The 3,052-nt window shown below is 49.3% G+C and carries 1 rRNA gene; it reads left to right on the top strand.

From position 1 onward, the window contains the following. Nucleotides 1–97 precede the first annotated feature (97 nt). Nucleotides 98–2,987: ribosomal RNA gene (locus H5088_RS20015) — 23S ribosomal RNA — on the top strand. Nucleotides 2,988–3,052: the final 65 nt, after the last annotated feature.

Genomic DNA, 3,052 nt, shown 5'->3' with positions numbered 1-3,052 from the left:
ACGTTTTACGTTGATTGATTGGTATCTACTTTAGTATTCAATATTAACTTCTGGCGAAGTTAAACTGTCACAAAACAAAGACCCGTTTGGGTTGTATGGTTAAGTGACTAAGCGTACACGGTGGATGCCTTGGCAGTTGGAGGCGATGAAGGACGTATTAACTTGCGATAAGCCTAGTCAAGCTAGTAAAAAGCGCTTGAGACTAGGATTTCCGAATGGGGAAACCCACCTGCTTGCAGGTATCGTTAACTGAATACATAGGTTAACGAGGCGAACGCGGAGAACTGAAACATCTAAGTACCCGTAGGAAAAGAAATCAACCGAGATTCCGAAAGTAGCGGCGAGCGAAATCGGAACAGCCCTTAAGCTTATTATGTGTTAATGGAAGGCTCTGGAAAGTGCCACGATACAGGGTGATAGTCCCGTACATGAAAAGACATTTTAAGTGAAATCGAGTAGGTCGGAGCACGTGAAACTTTGACTGAATATAGGTGGACCATCATCTAAGGCTAAATACTCCCAACTGACCGATAGTGAACCAGTACCGTGAGGGAAAGGCGAAAAGAACCCCTGTGAGGGGAGTGAAATAGAACCTGAAACCGTGTACGTACAAGCAGTAGGAGCCCACTTGTTGGGTGACTGCGTACCTTTTGTATAATGGGTCAGCGACTTATATTTTGTAGCGAGGTTAACCGAATAGGGTAGCCGTAGGGAAACCGAGTCTTAACTGGGCGAATAGTTGCAAGGTATAGACCCGAAACCCGGTGATCTAGCCATGGGCAGGTTGAAGGTTGAGTAACATCAACTGGAGGACCGAACCCACTAACGTTGAAAAGTTAGGGGATGACCTGTGGCTAGGAGTGAAAGGCTAATCAAACCGGGAGATAGCTGGTTCTCCCCGAAATCTATTTAGGTAGAGCCTCGGACGAATACTTACGGGGGTAGAGCACTGTTAAGGCTAGGGGGTCATCCCGACTTACCAACCCTTTGCAAACTCCGAATACCGTAAAGTAATATCCGGGAGACACACGGCGGGTGCTAACGTCCGTCGTGAAGAGGGAAACAACCCAGACCGCCAGCTAAGGTCCCAAAGTCATAGTTAAGTGGGAAACGATGTGGAAAGGCCCAGACAGCCAGGAGGTTGGCTTAGAAGCAGCCATCCTTTAAAGAAAGCGTAATAGCTCACTGGTCGAGTCGGTCTGCGCGGAAGATGTAACGGGGCTAAACTATGCACCGAAGCTGCGGATTCAGAATTTATTCTGAGTGGTAGGGGAGCGTTCTGTAAGCGGTTGAAGGTGTACCGGGAGGTATGCTGGACGTATCAGAAGTGCGAATGCTGACATGAGTAACGATAATGGGAGTGAAAAACTCCCACGCCGGAAGACCAAGGGTTCCTATCCCATGTTAATCAGGGTAGGGTAAGTCGACCCCTAAGGCGAGGCCGAAAGGCGTAGTCGATGGGAAACAGATTAATATTTCTGTACTCGATATAATTGCGATGGGGGGACGGAGCAGGCTAAACAAGCATGGCGTTGGTAGTCCATGTGAAAGTGAGTAGGTTGGCGACTTAGGTAAATCCGGGTTGCTGTTAAGACTGAGACACGAGACGAGTCACTACGGTGATGAAGTTGTTGATGCCATACTTCCAGGAAAAGCCTCTAAGCTTCAGATTATATGGAATCGTACCCCAAACCGACACAGGTGGTCAGGTAGAGAATACTAAGGCGCTTGAGAGAACTCGGGTGAAGGAACTAGGCAAAATCGTACCGTAACTTCGGGAGAAGGTACGCTCCTATCTGTGATGAGACTTGCTCTCTAAGCGGACGGGAGCCGCAGTGACCAGGTGGCTGGGACTGTTTATTAAAAACACAGCACTGTGCAAAATCGCAAGATGACGTATACGGTGTGACACCTGCCCGGTGCCGGAAGGTTAATTGATGGGGTTATCCTTAGGGAGAAGCTCTTGATCGAAGCCCCGGTAAACGGCGGCCGTAACTATAACGGTCCTAAGGTAGCGAAATTCCTTGTCGGGTAAGTTCCGACCTGCACGAATGGTGTAACCATGGCCACGCTGTCTCCACCCGAGACTCAGTGAAATTGAAATCGCAGTGAAGATGCTGTGTACCCGCGGCTAGACGGAAAGACCCCGTGAACCTTTACTACAGCTTGGCACTGAACATTGAACCTACATGTGTAGGATAGGTGGGAGACTTTGAAGCAGCGACGCTAGTTGTTGTGGAGTCGTCCTTGAAATACCACCCTTGTAGTTTTGATGTTCTAACGTTGGCCCCTGAATCGGGGTTACGGACAGTGCCTGGTGGGTAGTTTGACTGGGGCGGTCTCCTCCTAAAGAGTAACGGAGGAGCACGAAGGTTGGCTAAGTACGGTCGGACATCGTACGGTTAGTGTAATGGTAGAAGCCAGCTTAACTGCGAGACAGACACGTCGAGCAGGTACGAAAGTAGGTCATAGTGATCCGGTGGTTCTGAATGGAAGGGCCATCGCTCAACGGATAAAAGGTACTCCGGGGATAACAGGCTGATACCGCCCAAGAGTTCATATCGACGGCGGTGTTTGGCACCTCGATGTCGGCTCATCACATCCTGGGGCTGAAGTCGGTCCCAAGGGTATGGCTGTTCGCCATTTAAAGTGGTACGCGAGCTGGGTTTAGAACGTCGTGAGACAGTTCGGTCCCTATCTGCCGTGGGCGTTTGAGAATTGAGAGGGGTTGCTCCTAGTACGAGAGGACCGGAGTGAACGAACCGCTGGTGTTCGGGTTGTCATGCCAATGGCATTGCCCGGTAGCTACGTTCGGAACTGATAAGCGCTGAAAGCATCTAAGCGCGAAGCAGGCCTCGAGATGAGTTCTCACTAGACTTTTAAAGTCTCTGAAGGGCCGTTGAAGACTACAACGTTGATAGGCAAGATGTGGAAGTGGTGTGAGCCATTAAGCTAACTTGTACTAATTACCCGTGAGGCTTAACCATACAACGCCAAACGCGTTTTATGCGACAGTTTGACAGAAGTTAATATGACTAAAGTAGATATTACT

Origin of the sequence: Pseudoalteromonas sp. SR43-3 (assembly GCF_014163875.1) — a bacterium.
Taxonomy (GTDB): Bacteria; Pseudomonadota; Gammaproteobacteria; order Enterobacterales; family Alteromonadaceae; genus Pseudoalteromonas; species Pseudoalteromonas distincta.
Note: the sequence above shows the minus strand (reverse complement) of the source record. Positions and strands in the feature narration are given on the sequence as shown.